Raw genomic sequence first — 23,720 nt, forward strand, 5'->3', positions numbered from 1 at the left:
ATTAAATCATAAAAAACCCAAAAGTCTCTAAACTCTTGAGTTTTATATAATTTAGTGTTTATTTTATAGATATATTTAACATCTTCAACTTCTATTTTTATTCATAGTTTCAAAACTAATGTAGTCACTAAAATGCTTAATCTTCACCCCAAATTCTAACTTCAGGATATAAATCTACTCCAAATTGTTTTTTCACTTCATCTCTAACATGACATATTACATCTAATACATCCTTAGCTGTTCCGTTCTTATAATTAATAACAAATCCAGCATGCTTCTCTGAAACACACGCTCCACCGATAGCAAATCCCTTTAATCCTGCATCCTCAATTAATTTTCCTGCGAAATAGCCCTCTGGTCTTTTAAATGTACTACCTGCTGAAGGATACTCTAACGGCTGTCTTTCTTCTCTCCTTTTAGTTAATTCATCAACTCTAGCTTGAATTTTTTCTTTATCACCATTAACTAAATTAAAAGTTGCGCGTAATACTATATATCCCTTTTGCATAACTACAGACTGTCTATATCCTAAATTCAACTCTGACTTATGAATTATTCTAATTTCTTGATTGTCATCAAGTACTTCTGCACTTTCAATAACAAATGAAATTTCTCCGTCATAAGCTCCTGCATTCATAAATACAGCTCCACCTACGCTACCCGGAATACCACAAGCAAATTGAAATCCTGCTAGTGATCCTTCTGTAGCTGCCTTCGAAACATCTTTAAGTAATGCTCCACATTCTGCAATAATCTTGTTACCTATACATTCTATTTTATTGAGCTCGCATAACTTTATAACAACACCTCTAATACCACCATCTTTAACTAAGATATTAGACCCATTTCCTATTACATAAAATGGTATATTATTTTCTTTACAAATAGTGATAGTTTCTTTTACCTGTTGTATACTGTTTGGAGTTAGAAGTATGTCTACTGGTCCTCCAACTTTAAAGTATATATGTTCACTCATTTTCGCATCTAATTGAATTTGTGACTCTTCGTATAATTTGCTGAACAAATTCTTATATTCTCCATAGTGCTTCATGCCAAAACTCCTCAAACATTTATATTAATCTGCTTTTTGTTTACATGATATAGAATAATTTAAATATTAATCTAAGACAAGTAAATTTTTATTCCGTACTATTATAGCATAATTTATTTATTTTGTTCATGTTTTTAATATATATTCAAAAAATAACATAATGTATTTTAATTATACAGCATTGGTACAATAATCTAAGGCTAAAAATTAGGTTGAGATACCCCAACCTAATTTCTCTTATTTTGTATTTTTGAAATACTCTAATATACTATTAGCTGCTTTCGTATCAATTGATTCTGCCTCAAGAAGTTCGTCTAATGTAGCTTTTTTAATATTATCGATACTTCCAAACTTCATTAAAAGAGACATTCTTCTCTTCTGTCCAATATTAGGTATATCATCTAATATTGAATGTAGTGTTCTCTTATCCCTTAAGCTTCTGTGGTAAGTTATCGCGAATCTATGAACTTCATCCTGAATTCTTCTTATCATTTGCATCAAATTAGAATTTCTATTTATTATTAATTCATTATTATTATAAATAATCCCTCTAGTTGCGTGATAATCATCTTTAACCAACCCACATACAGGTATATCTATTCCTAATTTATCTAATACTTCAAGAGCTATATTTACCTGACCTTTTCCACCATCCATCATAATCAAATCTGGAAAATTTGAAAACTTTCCACTAGAAAATTTAATTTCTTTATTTTGAATCTCTTTAATCTCTTTTAATCCATGAGTGAATCTTCGTTCTAAGATTTCTCTCATACTATCATAATCATTAGCACTTTTTACAGTTTTTATACGAAATCTTCTATAATCACTATTCTTAGCTTTACCATTCTCAAATACAATCATTGACCCAACAGAATCTACCCCTTGTATGTTGGATATATCGTAAGCTTCAATTCTAAGCGGTATAGTATCAAGTTCTAATAATTCTTGAATTTCCTTTAACGAAATCATATTTATCTCTTTATCTCTCAAAATCTTGTCCTTAAATTGATCTAAAGTGACTTTCGCATTATTTTTAACTAGCTCCAACATCTCTTTTTTCTCGCCTTTTATTGGCACCTTGACGAAGACCCTTGAGCCACGCTTTATGCTTAAAAATTCTTCCAACGCTTCAATTTCATCACTTTCCGGAATGTATATATTCTTTGGAACTTTTGGTGTTCCTCCATAAAATGAAATTATAAATTGCGAAATTATTGTTGTATCTTCCTCATGGGAACTATTTTCAATCATAAAATGTTCTCTTCCAGTTATTTTTCCATCCCTTAAAAAGAATACTTGAATACAGCAATCTTTCTCATCTTTATAGATATTAATAAAGTCTTCATCATTCTCTTGAGATTTAAACACCTTTTGTTTCTCTGCTATATTTTCTATAGCAATTATTTTATCTCTTAAGGATGCAGCTTTCTCAAATTCTAAATTTCCTGATGCACCTTGCATTTCTTCTTTTAACTTATTTAAAAGGCTCCTATCTTTCCCACTTAAAACTTCCATTATTTCATCTATCATTTTTTTGTATTCAATTTTAGAAATACGCCCTTCACAGGGTGCATTACATTTTTTTATATGATAGTTCAAGCATGCTCTTGTCGGCTTTTCGCCTTCTATAATAGATTTTTTACAAGTTCTTAATGGAAAAATTCTTCTAATCAAATTTATTGTTTCGTGTACGTCTCCTGCATTCGGATACGGCCCAAAATATTTATTTCCATCCTTCGCATAATTTCTTGTTATAAAAACTCTAGGAAAATCTTCATTAGTAGTCACTTTTATGAATGGATAAAATTTATCATCTTTTAGTGAAATATTATATTTAGGGCTATACTTTTTTATTAGATTGCATTCTAATATTAAAGCTTCCATTTCAGAATCTGTAACTATGTATTCAAACTCAGCAATATTTTTAACCATTGCCTTTACTTTTTCCGAATGATTTTTAGAATTTTGAAAGTATTGGCGCACTCTATTTTTCAATATTTTTGCTTTTCCCACATAGATAATCTCTCCAAGTGAGTTTTTCATTAAATAAACCCCTGGTTCATTTGGTAGAATTTTTAATTGGGCTTTAAAATCAAACATTCCAACACTCCTTCCTATAAATTCAAATATAAAAAAGTGAAGAGTTTAAGGAAAATCCTTTTATTATTTCAAATTCAGTAATTTTAAGAAATTTCAACGGTTCTCCAATAACTATTCACTTTTTATCTACCATATTTAATTTTAATTTCCAATAACTGCTTGCCTAATTAATTTTCCTGCTATCGGTGCCGCTGCACTCGCTCCGTATCCTCCATTTTCAACTATTACAGCGACTGCAATCTTAGGATTACTTGCTGGTGCAAGACCAATAAACCATGAATGAGGTTTAGCGCTTTCTCCATTAGCAAGATTATAATCAGCTGTACCAGTCTTACCTGCTGCATCAGTTCCTTGGAAGTAACTCCAAGTAGAGTCGATTCTTGAATCAACTAAATTTTTCATATAGTCTTTTATAATTGCAGCATTAGCTGAACTTATGACTTGTTTATTCACTTTGGGTTCAACTGTCTTAACTACATTACCATCCTTATCCACTACTTGACTAACTAGTCTTGGTTCCATCATCTTACCATCATCAGCCACTGTACTTGCAACCAAAGCCATCTCCATAGGCGTAGCTAAAATACTACTTTGGCCAATTCCAGATTGAGCTATGCTACCAATTTCAGCTTTAGATAACTTTGGAAATTGACTCTGATCTATTTTAAATCCATCAGATTCTACTGTATTATTAAAACCAAACTTCTCTGCAGTAGCTTTTAGCTTATCATTTCCTAATTCCATTGCCAATGTACCAAATACAAAGTTACTTGATAATCTATACGCATCTTTTAAATCTATTTCGCCATTAACTTCTCCATTATCATTACTTAATGATTGTTTATCATTAAATACTATTTTACCTGTATCATTAAAAGTTCTATTTGTAATTCCAGGCATATTTTCTAATGCGCTACTAAGAGTTACTGTTTTAAATGTTGATCCTGGCGGATATTTTCCTGATACTGCCCTATTTATAAACGGGCTATCTTCATTAGAAGCTTTCATTGAGCCTTCCAAATCATTTGGATTATATGTTGGCTTAGAAACCATAGCTAATACTTCTCCTGTTTTTGGATTTAAGGCTACCACCGCACCCTTATTACTTCCAAGTGCATCGTATGCTATTTTTTGAAGTGTTGGATCTAATGTAGTTATAACACCATTCCCAACTTTAACCTCATCTTCTTTTCTATTCTTAAACATTGATTTTAACTTATCCATACTAAAATCTTTAGTTAGATTTAAAATATTGTTAGTAAGTTTGTTGTATGTGGTTAACTCACTATCATAGTTTGCCTCTAATCCTGTCAATCCATATCTTGGATCTACATATCCTAGAGCGTGAACATATAAATCTCCGTTAACATAAGTTCTTTTTTGTGTTAAAGCATCTACCCTTGCACTTGTTGTAAGCGGATTTTTATTTCTATCATATATGGTTCCCCTCAAAACTTCATTTCTTCTTGCCCAAAGCCTTTGATTACCTTCACTTTCAGCTATAGTAGGCGCCGAAAAAACTTGAAAATATGCAATATACGAGATAAGAGCTACAAAGCAAAACAAAAAAACTACCATTACCTGTTTTATACTATTAGAAACATTTTTCAATTTTTAGCCCTCCTCCGATATCTTTTGAAGTATTGCTAGTGCAAAAAACATAGTTATTATTGAGGAACCTCCAGCACTGATAAGAGGCAATGTAATCCCTGTCAAAGGTATTACCGCAAACACTCCTCCTATTATAACTAGAACCTGACATGCTATCATAGCACTAAGGCCTATGGCATTAAGTTGTGAAAATCTATCTTTGATTCTAAACGAAGCTCTCATTCCCCTATAGAAAAACAAGAAATATATTATCATGATTCCAAGCCCAAATACCATTCCCAATTCCTCACAAATTACTGCAAAAATTAAGTCTGAGGTATTTACTGGCATAAATCCTGGGTAGCCTTGACCAAGTCCACTTCCAAACATTCCTCCAGAAGAAATCGAATATAATCCTTGAACTATCTGATATCCCGTGGTATCTTTATACTTCCACGGATCCCTCCATATTAATACTCTTTGCTGTACGTGCGGAAACAACTTATATGCTAAGATAGATCCCAACGCAAATAATACAAACGTTATTACTACATACTTTTTCTTTCCAGTTGCAACATACAACATTGTTAATGAAATACCAAAAAATATTAATGCAGATCCCAAATCCTTTTGCCCGACCAAGCATCCTAATGAGTATAAAACAACCAGTGCAGGTTGCCAAAGCTGTTTAAAATCTTCTATTATATTATTTTTGTCTTCATAATCATGTAAAGCTGCCGCTAAGTATATAGCAAATGTTATCTTACCAAATTCCGATGGTTGAATGCTAAATCCACCAATTCTAATCCAGTTAGTTGCACCATAAACCTCTTGATGCGCGAACAATGCTAAAGGCATTATAATCAAAGTTGCTATCAGATATACCTTCTTGTACTTAACAAAATCTCTTATATCTGGAATTATCACTACTAGAGCAATAAATATTACTATTCCAGCTGCAAAATACATTAACTGTTTAATAGCAATGTCAGTATCCAATCTATATAGTACAGCTATACCTATTACTGACAATATACATGCAAATGTAATCAAAAACTTATCCCCATGGGGATAAAACTTACGTATTAATATTTGGGTAGCAGTTATTAAGCCACATACTATCAACCCCATATATATAGCGCCTTTATCCATGTCATCTTTCAATATTGCTAAATTTGTAAAAAGCGCTATACATAACAAATAAGTTAACAGTAATAGCTTTATTTCATCTCTTTTTATCTTCAATCCATATCACCCCACCGTGCTATTCCTTTGATATTTAGATTTCTAAAATACTTTTGTAAAGCCCAGCGGAAAATATAGCTTTACAATACTTTCCCGCTGAGCCTAATTTTTTTAATAAAAAATGCTTTTAATATTCTCTTTATTAAAATATCTTAAATTAAAATCTTAAAAATTGCTGTACCAATTCTTATCTCATCTTTATTAGACAATTTTGCTTTGCCACTTATCTTATTCTTGTTTAAGTAGGTACCATTTGTACTATTTAAATCTTCTATAAATAATGCACTATTCCTTATGATAATTCTTGCATGACTTCCAGAAACATGTTGATCACATAATACAATAGAATTATCATCTTTTCTTCCTATTGTCAAATCCGATCTAATAGGAATAATAGATCCATCTTTTAAATCTTTGCTACTTCCAGAATTTATAATTTCTAAGCCATAACTTCCTTTTGCTGCAGTAGGCCTTCTTTTCTTCCCTCCGTTTTTAACATCCCTATACATTATCTTTAGCGCATAGTATATTATTACATACAGTATAATAATAAAAACAATTCCAAAAAAACCAGCAATTATTCTCGAAAAACTCATATTTTCACCTCAATATTCATTCCTGTATCCATTGTATATGTAAAATAACTTTCAGAAGCTTATAAGCTGTAATTTACATTTACCTCATTAATGATTATACAATAAAAAAGTAAGTATGACATGCAAAAGTGCCACTTAATTAATATATATTATTATATCATCTAGATTATTTTAATATCTACTTATCATATTCTGTCCTATAATGCCCCAATTGTCAATTTTCAATATAATTTCTTCATAAAAACTTTATTATTTTTAATTTTATGTTATATATATATTGCCAATTAGGCATTATAACTACCAAATTATAGGTTTTAATATTATATAGTTCTAAATATGAGTACTCATTCCTTAATATTCATAAGTTTTATCTAAGCACATCTTTTAAATATTTACCTGTATAAGATTCTTGAACTTTACATAATTCTTCTGGAGTCCCACATTTTATAATGGTTCCTCCCTTATCTCCACCCTCTGGACCTAAATCAATTAAATGATCTGCACATTTGATCATATCTAAATTATGCTCAATTACAACTACAGTATTTCCTGTTTCAACTAAACTTTGAAGTATTTCTATTAATCTACTAACATCATCTACATGTAATCCTGTTGTTGGCTCATCCAGTATATAGAGAGTTTTTCCTGTACTTCTCTTTGATAATTCATATGCTAACTTAATTCTTTGAGCTTCTCCTCCTGATAATTGAGTTGAAGGCTGACCTAATCTAATATATCCAAGTCCTACATCATTTAATGTCCTCAACTTATTCTCAATTCTAGGTATGTTTTCAAAGAATTTTAATGCTTCTTCAACTGTCATTTTTAATACATCATCTATATTCTTCCCTTTATACTTTACTTCTAAAGTTTCTCTATTATACCTCTTTCCTTTGCACACTTCACACGGAACATAAACATCTGATAGGAATTGCATTTCTATTTTTATTATTCCATCTCCAGAACAAGCTTCACATCTTCCACCTTTTACATTAAAACTAAATCGCCCTTGCTTATATCCCCTCATTTTAGCTTCTGTAGTTTGTGAAAATAATTCTCTAATTATATCAAATGTACCTGTATAAGTTGCTGGATTAGAACGAGGTGTTCTTCCAATCGGACTTTGGTTTATATCTATTATTTTATCTATATTTTCATAACCAACTATTTCTTTATGGTTTCCTACTGGATTTTTACTCTTATTTACTAATCTATTTAAACCTTTATAAAGTATTTCATTTACTAGAGTACTTTTTCCAGAACCAGAAACTCCTGTAACCATAGTTAAAGTACCAAGAGGAATTGAAACATTTATATTTTTTAAATTATTTTCCTTAGCGCCTACAATTTTTATTTTTTGTCCATTACCTTTCCTTCTCACTGCCGGAATTTGAATTGATTTTCTTCCAGTTAAATATTGACCTGTTATTGATTTTTCACATGCCTTAACTTCATCAAGTGTTCCAGCAACAACTACTTCTCCTCCGTGCTCTCCTGCACCCGGTCCAATATCAACAATATAATCTGCTTCCTTCATAGTATCTTCATCGTGTTCTACAACTACTACTGTATTTCCAACATCTCTTAGATTTTTCAAAGTATGTATTAACCTATCATTATCCCTTTGATGCAATCCAATACTTGGTTCATCTAATATATATAGAACTCCCATAAGTGCTGAACCAATTTGTGTTGCAAGCCTTATTCTTTGTGATTCCCCACCTGATAAGGTTCCAGAATTTCTTGATAAACTTAAGTAATCTAAACCAACATCTAATAAAAACTGCAATCTATTTTTAATCTCTTTTATAATCTGCTCACTTATAAGTTTATTTTTTTCTGAAAATTCCACTCCATTTATAAACTCAAGTTCTTCTTTTATTGACATACTTGTAAATTCATATATATTTTTTCCACCAACAGTAACTGCTAGCACTTCTTTTTTTAACCTAGCGCCTTTACATTTTGGGCATGAATCATTGCTCATGTATTGCTCTATTTCACCCTTTATAAGATCTGAATTACTCTCTCTATACCTTCTGCTTAATGCATTAATTTCCCCTTCAAATGCATAACTATAAATAGCTTTAACTCCATCTTTCACATATTCAATTTTAAGTTTTTTCCCACCTGTTCCATACAACAATAAATCAACATGTTCTTTATCCAAATCTTTTATAGGCTTGCTTAAATCTAATCCATACTCTTTAGTTAGAGCCTGAAGTATTGCATATGTCCAAGAATCTTCTTTTAGTCTTCCACTTCCCCAGCTTGCTATAGCTCCTTCCATAACACTTAGCTCTCTATTAGGTATAACAAGCTTTTCGTCTATCTCCATAAGACTTCCAAGCCCATCACAATGATCGCACTTTCCATATGGAGCATTAAATGAAAATAATCTAGGCGATAGCTCATCAATACTTATTCCACAATCTGGGCAAGCAAAATTTTCGCTAAATAAAGTTTCTTCTCCTCCAATAACGCTAATTATAACTAATCCTTCGCCCATCTTTAAAGACGCTTCTACAGATTCTGTAAGTCTACCTTCAATCCCTTCCTTTATGACAATTCTATCAATAACAGCTTCAATATTATGCTTTTTATTTTTATCTAACTTTACTTCCTCTTCAGTTAAGTCATAGATTTCCCCATCAATCCTTGCTCTAACAAAGCCGCTCTTCTTTATATGTTCTAATATCTTTTCATGAGTTCCTTTTCTCCCTTTAACTACAGGTGATAATACTTGAAGTTTAGATCTATCTCCATAACCCATAATTTTATCAACAATCTGATCAACAGATTGTTTAGTAATTTCTTTACCGCACTTTGGACAGTGAGGAATTCCTACTCTTGCATATAATAATCTCAAATAATCATATATTTCAGTTATTGTTCCAACTGTTGATCTTGGATTTTTACTTGTAGTCTTTTGATCTATTGATATTGCCGGTGATAATCCTTCTATATATTCTACATTCGGTTTATCCATTTGTCCTAAAAATTGCCGTGCATAAGAAGATAAAGATTCCACATATCTTCTTTGCCCTTCAGCATATAATGTATCAAAGGCCAATGATGACTTACCTGAGCCTGATAATCCTGTAAGTACAACTAATTTATCTCTCGGTATTTCTAAACTTACATTCTTTAAATTATTAACTTTCGCACCTTTTATTACTATCTTATCGTTCATTAAACTAACCTCCTACTTAATGGACAATACATAATTCATAGTTTTATGCAATATATCATATATTGATTATTGCCCATTACTTTCCATCCTTAATTTCATTAATAATATCTCTAAGCTCAGCTGCTCTTTCGAATTGAAGATTTTTTGCCGCTAAAAGCATTTCTTCTGTAAGATCCTTAATTAACTTATCTTTTTCTTTCTTAGTAAGTTTTTTCTTATCCGCAGCTTTATATTCTTCGACTTCTTCTGAAACCTTTGTTGCTTCTATAATATCTCTTACATCTTTAATTATTGTTGTTGGTACTATTCCGTGTCTCTCATTATAATCTTTTTGTATAGCTCTTCTTCTTTCCGTTTCCTTCATTGCTTTATCCATAGACTTTGTTATATTGTCAGCATACATTATAACCTTGCTTTCTGAATTTCTAGCCGCTCTTCCTATTGTTTGTATTAATGATGTTTCTGATCTTAAAAATCCTTCTTTATCGGCGTCTAAAATTGCAACTAAAGCTACCTCTGGTATATCTAATCCTTCTCTTAAAAGATTTATTCCTACAAGTACATCATACTCACCAAGCCTCAAATCTCTTATTATTTTCATTCTTTCTATCGTATCAATATCTGAATGCATATAAGTTGTTTTAACACCAAGTTCTATTAAATATTTAGTTAAATCTTCTGCCATACGCTTGGTTAATGTAGTTATTAATATTCTAAATCCACACTCTATCGTTTTATTAATCTCTCCATATAAATCATCAATTTGTCCTTTAATAGGCCTTATAATGATTTCTGGATCTAACAATCCTGTAGGTCTTATGATTTGTTCAGCGATTTCTTCAGAATTATCTATTTCATAAGCCGATGGAGTAGCACTTACAAACACTACTTGATTAATTTTCTTTTCAAATTCCTCAAATTTTAGCGGTCTATTATCATATGCACAAGGTAATCTAAATCCATAGTCTACCAATGTATTTTTTCTTGATCTATCTCCTGCATACATTGCTCTAACCTGAGGTAATGTTACGTGGCTCTCATCTATAAACATAAGAAAATCTTCCGGAAAATAATCTATTAATGTTTTAGGTGGTGTTCCTGAAGCTCTACCATCTAATATTCTAGAATAATTCTCAATCCCACTACAATATCCCATTTCTTTTATCATCTCAATATCAAAGTTAGTTCTTTGCCTTAATCTTTGAGCTTCTAAAAGTTTATCCTGAGCATTAAGTTCTCTAAGCCTCTCCTCTAATTCTCCTTCAATTATGCCAATTGCTTTATCAACAGTCTCTCTAGATGTTGCAAAGTGGGATGCTGGAGTTATGGCTACATGATTTCTTTCTCCTAGTATACTTCCTGTTAATACATCAAATTCTCTTATTCTATCAATTTCATCTCCAAAAAATTCAATTCTAATCCCTTTATTTGAATACGAAGCAGGAATTATATCTAAAGAATCTCCTCTAACTCTAAAAGTTCCTCTTGAAAAATCTATATCATTTCTTTCATATTGAATTTCTATGAGTTTCTTTATAACCTCATCTCTCTCTTTTTCCATTCCAGTTCTAAGACTTATAGTCAACTTTTTATATTCATCTGGATTACCTAGCCCGTATATGCAGGAAACAGATGCGACAATTATTACATCCCTTCTTTCAAAAAGAGCTGAAGTAGCTGAATGCCTTAATTTATCTATTTCATCATTAATTGATGCATCTTTTTCTATAAATGTATCTGTTTGAGGCACATATGCTTCTGGTTGATAATAGTCATAATAAGATACAAAGTATTCTACTATATTATCAGGAAAGAACTCCTTAAATTCCGAACATAATTGCGCTGCTAAAGTTTTATTATGAGCTAATATTATAGTAGGTCTTTGTAATTTTTCTATAACATTTGCCATAGTAAATGTTTTTCCTGAACCTGTTACTCCAAGCAAAGTTTGACCTCTATTATTGCTTTTTATGGAATTGACTAATTTATCGATTGCTTGTGGTTGATCCCCTGTAGGTTTAAATCTCGATTGTATTTTAAATTCTCCCATTATATTACCTCCGATCCGAACAGACATTCGTATTATATGTCTATTTTACTTTTCCTTAAGTATTAAGTCAATAAATTATCCTATTTATTTTAAATGCTTGCTCATGCCTTTAATACTCTCCATATATCTAAAATATTATAATTATTAGATGTTTACTTTATTTAAATCAGTTGCAATTAAAATTATTTATTAAAAAAATAAAATTTATCTTAAATATCTCTCAAATAAAAATATTATTATTAGCTAAAGAAAAAAGTGGCCAAGCCACCTTCTAATTACATTTTATTATCTTTATTCTTAACATCCTTATCATGTTTTCCATCATTCTCTTTTTCTATTTTATATTCAACTTTATTTTTAGAACCCTTTTCGGAACCCTTTAATGAATTCAAAACATTTTTAAAATTTCCTCCATCGACTGGCACAATATCTTCCTTGCTTACATTTCTAGGCACTACCAAAATTCCAAGCCTAGTGTTTTTATTATGTCTAAATTGAATATCTTTTACCATTCCATGAGAATCCTTTATCTTTAAAACTGCATTATATAAGTTTTCCTTTAAAATAGAATAAACTTCCGCTTCGGAATTAATTTTTTTACCGTTCACTGATAAAATTTTACTTTGAATATCAACTCCAAATTCCCGCATCCTAGAATCCGCTGACATTTCTAAAACTACCAGCCCTTCTTCATCACTAACAAACTTAGCCACTTGCTTTTTCTCTCGATCTGCCTGAAGCTTAAGCATTAATTCGTGCGCTGTTGGCATGAAAATCACAACAAATATTTCACCAATAATTCCAAACCTAGAAATTTGAGCTGAAACTATTAGAATAATTCCATAAGCTAGTATGTGTACTCCTGAAGATATAGCTTTTTCTCTTTTACTTTTTGTAAATGTAATTGATGAATAACCTAATACCATATAAAAAGGAACTATAGAAATAATACTTCCAGCTATTAAGGCGAGTCCATATGGTAATTTAATTAATGGCCACCAATCTGGATTAGATATAGATTCTGTCATATAACTCAACATCGAATTATTCCAATTCATAGCAATAATTATTGCTATTGGCAATGCCCAATATCTTTTTAATGCATATCCACCTAAAATTTTATTATCTCTATTTGTAAATACAGGTACAGCTCCTCTATCTCCATCGACAATTACTAATATCCCTTCAATAACATGGAATACTCCTATAAGAATTGCTAAATAAAATATATTTAGATCAAAAACTCCTAAACTATAAGGAATGAATATATTAATCAATTTAATTATAATTACTATACCACCTAGAATTGCTCCCGAATAAGAAAAGCATATTAACCTTGGTCTTATAAGCATTAATAATATTGATATAACAAACAAATACGATATTCCAGAATTTTCACTAAAAACTACACCTAAACTTGTAAGTATTATGCTTCCTATAATTCCACCTATAATTCCTAAAACAAGTTGAGATAGTGTAAGTTCAATAGATGAATTTACACTACCTCCTAAAATTATTTTTTGCATAGTTACTACTTTTTTGTTCTTTGAATGTAGTATCATTATTAAGAGTATTAATAAGAATACTAATGGAGGGGTTACTATAGCGCCAGATACGCTCCGTAGCGTATATATAAATAAACCCATTTAATCCCTCCCTATTGAATCTTTTCTCCTATTTTTTCAACCGCTGTCTTTAGCTGCTCATCAGCATTTTTATCATAGCTCTTTTCATCAATACCAACAGGCGTTGTAACATCGAAATCTGGGGCTATTCCTTTTTTATGAATATTCTCTCCATTCGGAGTATAGTATTTAGAAATAGTTACTTTAAGTCCACCGATATTATCATCAAATTTAACTGTTTGCTGAACTATACCTTTCCCAAAAGTAGTTTTCCCAACAATTGTTGCTGCTCCATAATCTCTTAAAGCCCCTGTAACAACTTCTGATGCACTAGCGCTATTTTCATTAACTAGTAATACCAATGGCATGCCTTCAGCATCTCCACCAATTGATAATGAATCATTTCTGTTTTCATATTTATCAATTGTGTAAGTTATTATCTTTCCTTTCGGAATAAACTGTGATGCAACACCTACTGCTTCTGTTAATAGCCCGCCAGGATTTTCTCTCAGATCTACTATCAAGCCTTTCATCCCTTGAGATTTCAATTCATCAATGGTGTTTTTGAAATCTTCTGCCGTATTTTCATTCATGAAAGTTTTTATACGAATATACCCTATTGAAGAATCTAGCATATTCCCGCTTACTGATTCAATCTTTACTTTTTCAGGTGTTACATTAACATCAAATTCATCAGTATCTGCTCTCTTAATAGTCAGTTTTAACTCTGAATTATTTGCCTCTGCAATCATAGACGTTGCTTTTTTTAAATCGTCACCAGACACATCGATATCATTTATCTTTTCTATTATATCATTTTCCTGTAGTCCAGCCCTATCAGCAGGTGCTCCTTTAACAGTATCTAAAATTGTTACCTGTTTATCTTTTAACGTTACAGTAACACCTATTCCCGTCATACTTCCACTACTTTGTTTCATTAAATCATCAAATTCGCTTTGATTCATAAATACGGTATATTGATCATTTAAGGCATTAGTCATTCCCTTAATCGCTCCTTCTAAAAGAGCATTATCATCAATTTCACCATCAAACTTTTCAATTAATTTATCTCTCACTGTAAAAAGTGCTGAATATTTACTCTTATCATTTATCTGCGAAGCTGTACTCTTGACTTCTGGCGATGTTCTTACTAGAAATATCCCTTTAGTAGCAATATAGTTTCCTCCTAAAAAGGATACACATATAAGAAATATTATAAAGATTACTGTTGGTACTAAAAGTATTTTTCTATTTTGCCTTCTATTTGCAAATATGTATTTTCTTGATTCCTTCACCTATAAAGACTCCCTTTCATATGCATCATACATATAATCCCAATATATATCTTTATAGATTAAAGTGGATTATATTGTAAAGTTTTTCTCAAGATTTCATAGTATAAAATACTATTTTTCTTTATTCCTATTTTTATTATATTTACACTTATTTGCAAAAATTATACCACTAAAAATTTCCTTAATGAAATTATACTAGCAATTCCACCAACTATAATACCACCAAGCATAAATTGCCATAATAGAGTTGAGAATATAAATGTTGCTGGTACAAGGCTTACAAATACCAATTGTGAAGCAATCCACCTAACTAGTCCATTATATGCTGCAAATAAAGCTCCACATGCTAATGTTGCTCCAATAAACCCTATTACCATTCCCTCTATTACAAATGGCCATCTAATGAACCAATCAGTAGCCCCTACAAATTTCATAATTCCAACTTCTCTTCTTCTTGAATATACAGTTAGTTTTGTAGTATTCATTATTAAGAATATTGAAACACCTACTAATATTATAAACAATCCAAAACCAACTATTTTTACACCATTTACTATTCCTACAATCTTGTCTACTAATTCTTGTTGATCACCTATAGTCTCAACACCTTCGAAATCTTTTATTCCTTCGCTTACAGCTGATGCATATTCTGGAGATTCCAATTTAACTGTAAATGATGCTGAAAAAGGATTATTTTGCAATGTATATCCTTTTAGTAATCCTTCATTTTCATTCGTAGTACTTTGAAAATTCTTGTACTCTTCTTCTTTTGATTGGTAAATTACATCTTTAACGCCTTCAATTTCTCGTAATTTTATTTCTATTTCCCTTTGATCAATAAGTTTTATATCATCCTTAAGAAATATTTTTAGTTCTACTTTATTCTGAACAGTATTTATTCCTTTGTTTATATTATTAGCAACTAATACGAATATTCCCAAAACAAAGAAAGTTATAAGAACAGTAATTACTGAAGCAATACTAATAGTCTTATTTCTCTTTAAGCTTGTAAATGCATCCTTAATAAAATGTGCAATAGTATTAATTTTCATCTTCGTACTTACCTCTTTTCTCGTCTCTAACGATTTCTCCCTTTTCAATAGCTATAACTCTTTTTTTCATATAGTCAACAATTTCCTTTGCGTGTGTAGCCATAAGAACTGTAGTTCCAGACTTGTTTATATCCTCAAGTAATGACATTATTTCTCTCGCTGTATCTGGATCTAAGTTACCAGTAGGTTCATCAGCAATCAAAACAGATGGATTATTAACTAGTGCCCTTGCTAAAGAAACTCTCTGTTGTTCTCCTCCTGATAATTCATTAGGAAACATCTTATATTTATGAGATAATCCAACTAACGACAATACCATTGGAACTCTTCTTCTTATATCTTTTTGAGATGCTTCTACTACTCTCATAGCAAATGCAACATTTTCATATACGTTAAGAGTTGGTATCAATCTGAAATCTTGGAATACCATTCCTATCTTTCTTCTGTAATAAGGTATTTGCTGCCTAGTAATAGTTGATAAATCTTTATCTCCTATTAATATTTTTCCGTTGGTTGGTTCAATTTCCTTTAAAAGCATTTTTATAAAAGTAGATTTCCCAGATCCACTTGGTCCTACTAAAAATACAAATTCTCCTGCTTCTATCTCAACATTAATATCTGACAAGGCTTTTACATTATTATTGTAAATTTTAGATACTCCTCTAAACTCGATCATACTCAAACACTCCTTCTTTATTGTATATTCCGCAAATTAATTGCAAAACCTACAAAATTAATTATAACATAAGAATACTTTCTAATGTTATACAATTTTATTAAATTTGGAGCCATTTGTTGGTAATTAATGTTGTTTTATATCATTAAATCCTTCACCTAATACTTCATGAACTTCCCCAACTGTTATAAATGCATCAGGATCTACATCTTTTATAAATTTCTTCAATTTTATGAATTGATTCCTACTTAAAACGGCATAAAGTATATTAGTTTCTTTCTCTGTAAATGCCCCAACTCCATTTATAAATGTACATCCTCTATCTAATGTATCTATTATATATCTACTTATCTCATAATTACTTTTACTAATAATAAATATACTTTTACAAGCATTAAATCCTTCTATAACTCTATCAACTATTAAACCAAGTAGTATTATACTTAGCATAGAATACAACGCAACATCCACTCCAAATACAAACGCACTTGCCAAGGTTATTACAAAATCTACTACTAATAAAGATTTTCCTATATCTAAATGAAAAAATATATTTAGCATTTTTGCTAATATATCAGTGCCCCCTGTTGATGCATTTTCATTAAATATAATAGCCATTCCGAATGCTGAAATTAATGTTCCGAAAATAGTTGCCATCATTAAGTCATTTGTGATTGCAACTGGCTTAATGAACCTCTCAATTGCCCATATTATAACTGATAATCCTAAACTAGCATAAATCGTCTTCACACCAAATTTTCCATCAATAAATATAAGTGCGACTATAAATAACAATCCATTTAAAACAAAACTCACTACACCTATTGAAAAAGATGGTATAACTGCATTAATAATTATTGCTATTCCCGTTACTCCACCTGCTGCAATATTATTTGGAGCGTAAAAGTACTCAATAGAAAGCGCAACTAGAATTATCCCAAATGTTATTATTAAATATTCTCTAAATTTTGATTTTTTCATTGTCATCTTCCCCTTTTAATTTTCATTTATATTAGAATTTCTCTCATAGTTTCCCTTGTTTATTTTTGATTATTCAAAAATAGAAAATGCAAGATCCTCAGCTATTTCATAAGCTTTGTATCTTGCATTTTCGGTATGTTATATTCTATTATTCTAGGTTGATTATTTCTTTAATGAAATAGCTTTCTTACTATGCTCTACTATGGCTTCTACTGTTAATCCATACGCTTTTAATAATTCGTTTGGCTTACCACTTTCACCAAAAGTATCTTTTATCCCAACTTTTAATACTGGTACTGGACATTCTTCTGTTAAAACTTCAGCGACTGCCGAACCTAAACCACCAATTATACTATGTTCTTCTGCTGTAACTATTGCTCCTGTTTCTCTCGCTGCATTAGCTAATAGCTCTTTATCAATTGGTTTTATTGTATGTATATTTATTATTCTAGCATCAATTCCATATTTAGCCAACTCTTTTTTAGCTTCTAACGCTAATTCAACCATTAGTCCTGTTGCAACTATAGTAACATCGTTACCTTCGGCTAATGTCACACCTTTTCCAATTTCAAACTTATAATTCTCTATGTTATTTACAGTACTAACAGCTAATCTTCCTAATCTAACATAGCAAGGTCCATTGTATTCTGCTATAGCTAATATTGCTGCCTCAGTTTCTATATCATCTGCTGGATTAATTACAGTCATATTTGGAATACTTCTCATTAGTGATATATCTTCGATAGATTGATGAGTCGCTCCATCTTCTCCAACTGTTAATCCTGCATGGGTTGCACAAATTTTAACATTCAAATTTGGATAACATATAGAATTTCTTATTTGCTCAAAAGCTCTTCCTGCTGCAAACATTGCGAAAGTACTAGCAAACGGAATTTTCCCGCAAGTTGAAAGCCCCGCTGCAACTCCCATCATGTTTGATTCTGCTATTCCCATATTTATAAATCTTTCTGGTGAAACAGCTTTAAAATCAGCTGTTTTAGTTGATTTCGATAAATCAGCATCTAGTACTACAACATCTTTATTTAAATTTGAAAGTTTTACTAACGCTTTACCATAAGCTTCTCTAGTTGCTACTTTATTTCCCATTAGTTTTCCCCTCCAATTTCCTTTAATGCTTGCTCACATTGTTCTTTATTTGGAGCAGTTCCATGCCATCCTGCTTGGTTTTCCATAAATGAAACGCCTTTACCTTTTACTGTGTTGCATATAATTGCAGTTGGTTTTCCTTTAACTTCCTTTGCTTTTGCAATAGCATTTATAATTTCATCATAATCATGACCATTTATAGTCAAAACGTTCCATCCAAAAGCTTCAAATTTTTTATCTATAGGACCAGGATTCATAACATCTTCTATGTTCCCATCTATTTGTAGTCCATTATTATCTATAAATGCAGTTAAATTATCTAATTTGTAGTGAGCCGCAGACATTGATGCTTCCCAAACTTGGCCTTCTTCAAGCTCTCCGTCTCCTAAAATAGCGTATACTCTATAATCCTTCTTATCAAGTTTTCCTGCTAATGCCATTCCAACAGCAGCAGAAATTCCTTGTCCTAGCGAACCTGTAGACATATCAATTCCTGGTAAATCATTCATATTAGGATGTCCTTGTAATCTTGAGCCTGTTTTTCTTAGGCTCTTTAACTCTTCTACTTCAAAATATCCCTTTCTAGCTAAAGCACTATATAATGCTGGTGCCGCATGACCTTTTGATAAAACAAATCTGTCTCTATTTGGATCTTTTGCGTTAGATACATCTATGTTCATTTCTTTAAAGAATAGTACAGACATAATATCAGCTATTGACAAAGAACCTCCTGGATGACCTGATGATGATTCTGTAAGCATAGAAACTATATCTTTTCTCATTAACTTTGAGATTTCTTCAAGTTTGTATTCATTATTCATTATACAACCCCCTATTATTAATTTACTCATTTATATTATGTTTTATTTTAACATATTTATTCTAGCATACAAAATATATTTTGTATACCTCATTCATCAATGTGATATACTTTTAAGTATATTTATATAATATAGAGTATTCTCACGCATAAAAAGAGTAGTACAAATAAAAAATTATCCATACCACTCCTAATATTAATAGATATAAAACCCTTTTGTTTTCTCTTTAGCTTAAATTCAAGCTAACCGCTAATGCTTTATCAACCTTTTTCATGTCCGCTTCAGTCATATGTCCAATTTTTTCTTTAAGTCTTCTCTTATCTAATGTTCTTATCTGTTCTAATAAGACAACAGAATCTCTATTTAATCCATACTCTTCTGATGAAATTTCAACATGAATAGGAAGCTTAGCCTTATTTATTTGAGATGTTATTGCAGCTACAATAACAGTAGGACTATATCTATTTCCAATATCATTTTGTATTATAATAACAGGTCTTATCCCGCCCTGTTCGGATCCTATAACTGGACTTAAATCCGCATAGAAAATTTCCCCTCTTTTTACCACAATGTTTGCCATTCTAAATAATCACACTCCGCAAATCCATGCCTCATACTCATTAACATCATCTAACATATATTCAAAACCTAATTTAGAATATTCCAAGTTTATTTCAGCCATTTCTTGATAACCATTTTTCATTAGTTTTTCAAAATCAGCTGAAAATCCCTCGTTAATATATTGTATTAACGATTTCTCCATAATTCCACTATTTTTTTTAATTTTATTATTCCCTGAGTTAACTATTTTTTTATTTTTCATGTTATTTAGATTAATTATTGACATCTTTTCGCCTCCATAGCAGTAAAAAGTTCTTATAACTATGATTATATTGCAAATTATGTCAATTTGTCAAAGGATTTGTATTACTTCTTTACCATTCTCTAGATAATTCTTACTAAATGTTTTCTCTACAAAATTTCTAATATGTACTTTAATTTATATTTAGATTTAGTATATCGTTTTTTAATATTAATGTTGGCTTGATTTCTAATTAATAAATTTATTCAAATCAAAATAAATCATCACTTAATGTTTTTTCTTTTCTAAAATCACTATACTTTACTATTACTCTCTCTTTATTATCATCATCTAAAATCTTTAATAATACTGGAACCTTCTTATCCTTATCTACATAGAATTCAGCTTTATTTAAATGCTTATTCTTGCTGTTAAATTCTATATCTATTTGTAAATATACTCCTGGTCCCCAATCTGCTTTAACCTCTTTTATTTCATCAGCTTGCTTATTAGATAGTATATTTTCTATGAATGCTAAAGGATAAATTACGTCTATATCCTTATCAAGTGTATATCCCTCTTTATCTTCGTCACCCTCAACTTTTATCTCTGAACCGTTATAAACCTTAACTCTGTTATAGTCATTTCCGAATTCTATTCTTGACCCCTTATCAAAACTATAGTATTGCATTGTATTTTCCTCGAATTCCGACTTAGAATTCTTAAACAGATAATCAACTTTACTACTATAATACTTTGTGTCTTTCAGTTCACTAATTATATCTTCATTTGAAGGGGTAATTACGTCTCTACATAAAATAACTAACAAAATCATAAGTACTGGAATAAGCACCAAAATACCTATAATTATTTTTTTATTGAACAATACTTTTCTAAAATCCATAAGGCCTCCTAAGATTTATTACTACATATTACTATTTATGAAAATCCTAGTGACTTTATTCTTAATTAATCAATAATACTGTTAATTTCTTTAGGTAATTCGGCTATAATATCTCTTGCATTTACTATGTAAACTTGTTTGCTTAATTTATCAGCTATATTCCCATGAATATATGCACTTAAAAGAGCAGCCTGATTTATGCTAGCTCCTTGTGACAGAAATGCATTTATTATTCCGGTCAATGCATCTCCCATGCCTCCTGATGCCATCTTACTGTTGCCAGTAGGATTTATATAAACTTCTTTTCCGTTCGAAATTACGGTATTATACCCTTTTAATAAGACAATTATTCCATACCTCTTAGCAACTGATTTTGCTATGCTAACTCTATTAGCCTCCACGTCTTCAATACTCATTCCTAGAAACCGTGCCATTTCACCTGGATGTGGAGTAATAATTGCCCTACCCTTTAAATCATTTAGCAAATACTTATTTTCCCCTATAATCGATATTCCGTCCGCATCAATCACAATAGGGCATTTACTGTTATTTATTATCTTTTCTAACAAGCTTTTTTCTCTTTCTCCAACTCCAATTCCAGGACCAAAAGCAATAGAACTTGCTCTTTTTATAAGTTCTATAAAGTTATCATTATCTTCACAGTCTAATGTCATAGCTTCTGTTAATCTGCTTGATAGTATCCTTTGCACCTCGCTACTGCATACTAGTGTAGTTAATCCTGCACCCGCTCTAACCGTACATTCCGTAGTTATAAAGGCAGCTCCAGTAAATCCGATTCTTCCAGCTACAACTACTGCTCTACCGTAATCTCCTTTATGACCATAAACCTGCCTTTTTAAAAGCATCTTATTATATTCCTTTTTTTCTAATATATAAAAATTATTAGAGTTTTTCTTTTTTATATATTCTGGAATACCAATTTTTAATATTTTAATTTTCCCGACACAATCAATAGCTTTATAATCTAAAAAGCCCTGTTTGACAACCTCAAATGTATAAGTTATATTAGCATGAACCGCAATTCCTCTCTCAATCCCTAAGTCACAGTCTAAACCTGATGGCGTGTCAATTGACACTACAAATTTTGCATATAAATTTATACATTCTATAATACTTTTAAACATTCCCATTAAATCTTTATTAAGACCAACCCCAAAAATTCCATCTATTAATAGATCATAATCTTTAATGTCCCTTATTACGTTTTCATCTATATCGTTCTCTGACTTTATAAATAATATGTCTCTCTTTTCAATTATTTTTTCTAATATATTAAAGTTAATCTTAAAATCTTGACTATAATTTTCGTCTTTACTTACAATATAAACCCTTACCTTTTTCCCACCTAATATCAAATGCCTAGCTAATGCAAGGGCGTCCCCCCCATTATTTCCTTTTCCACATAATATTAAAAATGATTCACCTTTATCTGAAAGCTCCCCAAATAAACTTATCGCAGCATTTTCCATCAATACTATACTAGGAATTCCAATGTAATCAATGCATTCTCTATCCATTTCTCTACATTGTTTAGCCGAAAAAATTTCTAACATTATATTGCCTCCATAACTGCATAAGCTATCGCATTTTCATTACTATGTGAAATACTAACATGGATATTAAATTCTTTTATCTCCAATAGGTTATATATTTTATCACTTAAATTCACTATTGGCTTTCCCAACTCATTTCTCAATATTTCAATATCTTTTAATCCAAATCCTCTAAATCCAGTTCCTATTGCTTTACTAATCGCTTCCTTAGCAGCAAAATTTCCTGCTACTACATTCCCCTTAAATCCTTTCAATTTGAAATATGCAATCTCATTACAAGTAAATGATCTTTCAATAAAAGCACTTGTTCTTTCTATCGCACGCTCTATTCTACTTATCTCTATTATATCTGTTCCAATTCCAATAATCATGATTTATCGCCTTTCTTAGTAATCTCTTACCATATATTAGCGTAAATATTTAATTATTTCTATACCTTAATATTAATTTATAGCTTTCTCTCCCATACCAATATCAAACTCATAAGCATGCTCATCCACATACGTCCCTATAATATCAATTAAGTGAAGTGGTGATACCTGATTATTAAACAATTTCATAAGTAATTGTTTTACTTTGTACCTATGAATTGATATTATATCTATCTTTTCTCTCTCTAAATTCACATTTTTTAGACCAATATAATCTTTTCTTTCAATTTCAATTCCATATGCAGTTATCCCCTTATAATCCTTCTTTATGAGCCTATATGCATATCTATACTCTACATCAGCATCACTATTAATTGATGTATATTCCTCAACCAAATTCATAACCCTTTCAACTCCCTCAAGATAGTAATTCCTTGTTTACAAACCTATAGTATCACATAATGTATCAATAAATTGTCAAAGCATGTCCTCTTTTTCAAGATTTATATTTTTTTTATTGACAATAAAACTTCTTCCTTTATTTTTTACAACATATACATTCTTTAAATTTTCACATAAAAAAAGTCTTTTGTCGAAATTAGACGAATAACACACTATATATATTTTTTAAAAACTCAATATGGCTTTTATTTACAATTAAAATCTTATTTATTATTATAAAGA

General features: G+C 30.6%; 20 protein-coding genes. All 20 read right to left on the minus strand.

Annotated features, from left to right (window positions below; translation table 11 throughout):
- Positions 1-136: 136 nt before the first annotated feature.
- The 20 genes from murB to PZA12_RS23660 all read right to left on the minus strand — a co-directional run bounded on the left by murB (position 137) and on the right by PZA12_RS23660 (position 23,438).
- Positions 137-1,051 carry a UDP-N-acetylmuramate dehydrogenase gene (gene murB, locus PZA12_RS23565; RefSeq protein ID WP_103698070.1) on the minus strand — a complete coding sequence of 305 codons (915 nt, stop codon included), beginning with the start codon at positions 1,049-1,051 and terminating at the stop codon, positions 137-139.
- A 237-nt stretch (positions 1,052-1,288) separates the two neighbouring features.
- Complete coding sequence (gene uvrC, locus PZA12_RS23570) at positions 1,289-3,154, minus strand: excinuclease ABC subunit UvrC (protein ID WP_077842491.1); 1,866 nt, start codon at positions 3,152-3,154, stop codon at positions 1,289-1,291.
- Between the two features lie 141 nt (positions 3,155-3,295).
- Positions 3,296-4,765, minus strand: a complete 1,470-nt coding sequence (locus tag PZA12_RS23575; RefSeq protein WP_077837798.1) for a peptidoglycan D,D-transpeptidase FtsI family protein — start codon at positions 4,763-4,765, stop codon at positions 3,296-3,298.
- A gap of 3 nt (positions 4,766-4,768) precedes the next feature.
- Positions 4,769-5,989 carry an FtsW/RodA/SpoVE family cell cycle protein gene (locus PZA12_RS23580; protein ID WP_103698071.1) on the minus strand — a complete coding sequence of 407 codons (1,221 nt, stop codon included), beginning with the start codon at positions 5,987-5,989 and terminating at the stop codon, positions 4,769-4,771.
- Positions 5,990-6,141: 152 nt separating this feature from the next.
- A complete protein-coding gene (locus PZA12_RS23585; protein ID WP_077842494.1) occupies positions 6,142-6,585 on the minus strand; it encodes an FHA domain-containing protein in 444 nt (147 codons plus the stop codon).
- Positions 6,586-6,952: 367 nt separating this feature from the next.
- Positions 6,953-9,778: an excinuclease ABC subunit UvrA gene (gene uvrA / locus PZA12_RS23590; protein ID WP_103698072.1), complete on the minus strand. Its 2,826-nt coding sequence runs from the start codon at positions 9,776-9,778 to the stop codon at positions 6,953-6,955.
- A gap of 76 nt (positions 9,779-9,854) precedes the next feature.
- The gene (uvrB, locus tag PZA12_RS23595) at positions 9,855-11,828 is read right to left on the minus strand and encodes an excinuclease ABC subunit UvrB (protein WP_103698073.1); all 1,974 of its coding nucleotides are present in this window, start codon (positions 11,826-11,828) and stop codon (positions 9,855-9,857) included.
- Positions 11,829-12,103: 275 nt separating this feature from the next.
- On the minus strand, positions 12,104-13,474 hold the full coding sequence (locus PZA12_RS23600; RefSeq protein WP_103698074.1) for a signal protein PDZ: 1,371 nt from the start codon (positions 13,472-13,474) through the stop codon (positions 12,104-12,106).
- 11 nt (positions 13,475-13,485) lie between these two features.
- Positions 13,486-14,748 carry a S41 family peptidase gene (locus PZA12_RS23605; RefSeq protein WP_077842498.1) on the minus strand — a complete coding sequence of 421 codons (1,263 nt, stop codon included), beginning with the start codon at positions 14,746-14,748 and terminating at the stop codon, positions 13,486-13,488.
- A gap of 161 nt (positions 14,749-14,909) precedes the next feature.
- Positions 14,910-15,800, minus strand: coding sequence for a permease-like cell division protein FtsX (gene ftsX, locus PZA12_RS23610; RefSeq protein ID WP_077842499.1), 891 nt, complete (start codon positions 15,798-15,800; stop codon positions 14,910-14,912).
- Complete coding sequence (ftsE, locus tag PZA12_RS23615; protein ID WP_077837806.1) at positions 15,790-16,476, minus strand: cell division ATP-binding protein FtsE; 687 nt, start codon at positions 16,474-16,476, stop codon at positions 15,790-15,792. The genes ftsX and ftsE overlap by 11 nt, the downstream gene beginning before the upstream one ends.
- Before the next feature lie 126 nt (positions 16,477-16,602).
- Positions 16,603-17,457: a YitT family protein gene (locus PZA12_RS23620; RefSeq protein WP_077842500.1), complete on the minus strand. Its 855-nt coding sequence runs from the start codon at positions 17,455-17,457 to the stop codon at positions 16,603-16,605.
- A gap of 162 nt (positions 17,458-17,619) precedes the next feature.
- The gene (locus PZA12_RS23625) at positions 17,620-18,564 is read right to left on the minus strand and encodes a transketolase family protein (protein ID WP_103698075.1); all 945 of its coding nucleotides are present in this window, start codon (positions 18,562-18,564) and stop codon (positions 17,620-17,622) included.
- Complete coding sequence (locus PZA12_RS23630) at positions 18,564-19,385, minus strand: transketolase (protein ID WP_012061022.1); 822 nt, start codon at positions 19,383-19,385, stop codon at positions 18,564-18,566. The genes PZA12_RS23625 and PZA12_RS23630 overlap by 1 nt, the downstream gene beginning before the upstream one ends.
- Before the next feature lie 226 nt (positions 19,386-19,611).
- Positions 19,612-19,965, minus strand: coding sequence for a type II toxin-antitoxin system PemK/MazF family toxin (locus tag PZA12_RS23635; RefSeq protein WP_009172938.1), 354 nt, complete (start codon positions 19,963-19,965; stop codon positions 19,612-19,614).
- Between the two features lie 9 nt (positions 19,966-19,974).
- Positions 19,975-20,232 carry a hypothetical protein gene (locus tag PZA12_RS23640; protein WP_012061023.1) on the minus strand — a complete coding sequence of 86 codons (258 nt, stop codon included), beginning with the start codon at positions 20,230-20,232 and terminating at the stop codon, positions 19,975-19,977.
- Between the two features lie 226 nt (positions 20,233-20,458).
- The gene (locus PZA12_RS23645; RefSeq protein WP_103698076.1) at positions 20,459-21,091 is read right to left on the minus strand and encodes a germination lipoprotein GerS-related protein; all 633 of its coding nucleotides are present in this window, start codon (positions 21,089-21,091) and stop codon (positions 20,459-20,461) included.
- Between the two features lie 65 nt (positions 21,092-21,156).
- The gene (locus PZA12_RS23650; RefSeq protein ID WP_103698077.1) at positions 21,157-22,665 is read right to left on the minus strand and encodes an NAD(P)H-hydrate dehydratase; all 1,509 of its coding nucleotides are present in this window, start codon (positions 22,663-22,665) and stop codon (positions 21,157-21,159) included.
- Complete coding sequence (gene acpS / locus PZA12_RS23655) at positions 22,665-23,036, minus strand: holo-ACP synthase (RefSeq protein WP_103698078.1); 372 nt, start codon at positions 23,034-23,036, stop codon at positions 22,665-22,667. The genes PZA12_RS23650 and acpS overlap by 1 nt, the downstream gene beginning before the upstream one ends.
- A 72-nt stretch (positions 23,037-23,108) precedes the next feature.
- Entirely contained in the window at positions 23,109-23,438 is a 330-nt protein-coding gene (locus tag PZA12_RS23660) for a DUF6514 family protein (RefSeq protein ID WP_103698079.1), read from the minus strand.
- Positions 23,439-23,720: the final 282 nt, after the last annotated feature.

Origin of the sequence: Clostridium beijerinckii, assembly GCF_036699995.1 — a bacterium.
In the GTDB taxonomy this organism is placed as follows: Bacteria; Bacillota; Clostridia; order Clostridiales; family Clostridiaceae; genus Clostridium; species Clostridium helianthi.

Coding starts and splice junctions, on each gene's coding strand:
- murB (WP_103698070.1), bottom strand. CDS start 1,051: ATGAAGCACTATGGAGAATATAAGAATTTGTTCAGCAAATTATACGAA.
- uvrC (WP_077842491.1), bottom strand. CDS start 3,154: ATGTTTGATTTTAAAGCCCAATTAAAAATTCTACCAAATGAACCAGGG.
- PZA12_RS23585 (WP_077842494.1), bottom strand. CDS start 6,585: ATGAGTTTTTCGAGAATAATTGCTGGTTTTTTTGGAATTGTTTTTATT.
- uvrA (WP_103698072.1), bottom strand. CDS start 9,778: ATGAACGATAAGATAGTAATAAAAGGTGCGAAAGTTAATAATTTAAAG.
- uvrB (WP_103698073.1), bottom strand. CDS start 11,828: ATGGGAGAATTTAAAATACAATCGAGATTTAAACCTACAGGGGATCAA.
- PZA12_RS23600 (WP_103698074.1), bottom strand. CDS start 13,474: ATGGGTTTATTTATATATACGCTACGGAGCGTATCTGGCGCTATAGTA.
- ftsX (WP_077842499.1), bottom strand. CDS start 15,800: ATGAAAATTAATACTATTGCACATTTTATTAAGGATGCATTTACAAGC.
- ftsE (WP_077837806.1), bottom strand. CDS start 16,476: ATGATCGAGTTTAGAGGAGTATCTAAAATTTACAATAATAATGTAAAA.
- PZA12_RS23620 (WP_077842500.1), bottom strand. CDS start 17,457: ATGAAAAAATCAAAATTTAGAGAATATTTAATAATAACATTTGGGATA.
- PZA12_RS23625 (WP_103698075.1), bottom strand. CDS start 18,564: ATGGGAAATAAAGTAGCAACTAGAGAAGCTTATGGTAAAGCGTTAGTA.
- PZA12_RS23630 (WP_012061022.1), bottom strand. CDS start 19,385: ATGAATAATGAATACAAACTTGAAGAAATCTCAAAGTTAATGAGAAAA.
- PZA12_RS23635 (WP_009172938.1), bottom strand. CDS start 19,965: ATGGCAAACATTGTGGTAAAAAGAGGGGAAATTTTCTATGCGGATTTA.
- PZA12_RS23640 (WP_012061023.1), bottom strand. CDS start 20,232: ATGTCAATAATTAATCTAAATAACATGAAAAATAAAAAAATAGTTAAC.
- PZA12_RS23645 (WP_103698076.1), bottom strand. CDS start 21,091: ATGGATTTTAGAAAAGTATTGTTCAATAAAAAAATAATTATAGGTATT.
- PZA12_RS23650 (WP_103698077.1), bottom strand. CDS start 22,665: ATGTTAGAAATTTTTTCGGCTAAACAATGTAGAGAAATGGATAGAGAA.
- acpS (WP_103698078.1), bottom strand. CDS start 23,036: ATGATTATTGGAATTGGAACAGATATAATAGAGATAAGTAGAATAGAG.
- PZA12_RS23660 (WP_103698079.1), bottom strand. CDS start 23,438: ATGAATTTGGTTGAGGAATATACATCAATTAATAGTGATGCTGATGTA.